Here is a 1,252-nt window from a genome sequence, read left to right on the forward strand (position 1 = left end):
GTTGGAGCCCGTTGTCGAATAGCGCACGTGACCGATGCCGATGGGACCGCCTTCATTGGCAGGCAATTCCTTTTCAAAGACCGAGCTGATTAAGCCCATGCCGCGATGATTATGAATATCCGTGCCGTCCGTCAGAGCAATACCGCCGCTTTCCTGTCCGCGATGCTGTAAGGCAAAAAGCCCCCAGTATACATAACGGGGAATGTCCGCTTCTTTATCGTAAATGCCGAAAACACCGCATTCTTCATGAAGTTTATCCCATACCAAATCGTATTGCATAGTTCCTCCTGATTGATTCTACGCCTGATTGAGTTGCTTTTGTAAATTTACGTTCTTCGCTTCTACCTGAGCCGTCATATCCGCACGATAGGCCTTATATTTACCTGCCAGTTGGGCATCGCCTACCGCCAGGATTTGAATAGCCAAGAGGGCTGCATTCTTCGCCCCGTTTACGGCTACTGTCGCTACGGGCATGCCCGACGGCATTTGTACTGTCGACAAAAGGGCATCCATACCGCGCATGCTGCCGCCTTCAAGAGGAACTCCGATGACGGGCAGCGTCGTAAAGGACGCGACAACACCGGCTAAATGAGCCGCCATTCCCGCACCGGCAATGAGACACCCTATACCGCGTTCTTCCGCCGTTTCTGCAAATTCTTTAACAGCTGCAGGCGTACGATGTGCCGAAGCCAATACGGCTTCATAAGGAACGCCGAATTCCTTAAAAATATCCAATGCTTTTTGCATAACGGGCAAATCCGAATCGCTCCCCATCAATAAGCCAATTTTTTTCATAACTTCCTCCTGTAGAAAATAAATAAATCCCGGCAGAAGGCATACGCCTTCGGCGGGATTATAGTGCTAAGATACACTGCAGGCACGACAATAGAAGGTAGGTAAATTTATCTTTCGAAATCTCATTCTCATGTCGCATCTCCTCACAGTATGAATGATAGAAAATACATGTTGTATTGTACCAATAATCAGGGTCTTCTGTCAATGACAACGGCCGTTATACAGGCGTTTTTACGGTATAGAAGAAAGTGCTTTTCAGCTCTTCTGTCTGCTCTTGACGACCCGATCCGAATACGAAAAAATGACACCTGCCAACATCCCGCCCACGACGGGGCTGACAAGAGACGTAATCCATACATATCTCAAAGTCGGTACAAAGTATAAGGCCAGTTGCAAAAAAGACAGGACAAAGGCCGTCGCCACATACGGGCGAAAAATCCCGCCCGTAACCGGAACA

General features: G+C 48.5%; 2 protein-coding genes and 1 pseudogene. All 3 read right to left on the reverse strand.

Going from position 1 to position 1,252, the window contains the following annotated elements:
- Positions 1–279, reverse strand: a pseudogene (locus PGX78_RS07005) (amidophosphoribosyltransferase); the annotation flags it as partial.
- Positions 280–297: 18 nt separating this feature from the next.
- Entirely contained in the window at positions 298–795 is a 498-nt protein-coding gene (gene purE / locus PGX78_RS07010; protein ID WP_006942163.1) for a 5-(carboxyamino)imidazole ribonucleotide mutase, read from the reverse strand.
- Between the two features lie 255 nt (positions 796–1,050).
- Positions 1,051–1,252, reverse strand: a 202-nt coding sequence (locus PGX78_RS07015; protein WP_270446127.1) for a hypothetical protein, incomplete at its 5' end; no start/stop codon positions are given.

The sequence above is a fragment of the Megasphaera sp. AF13-6AC genome (assembly GCF_027685385.1).
Lineage (GTDB): Bacteria > Bacillota > Negativicutes > Veillonellales > Megasphaeraceae > Megasphaera > Megasphaera micronuciformis.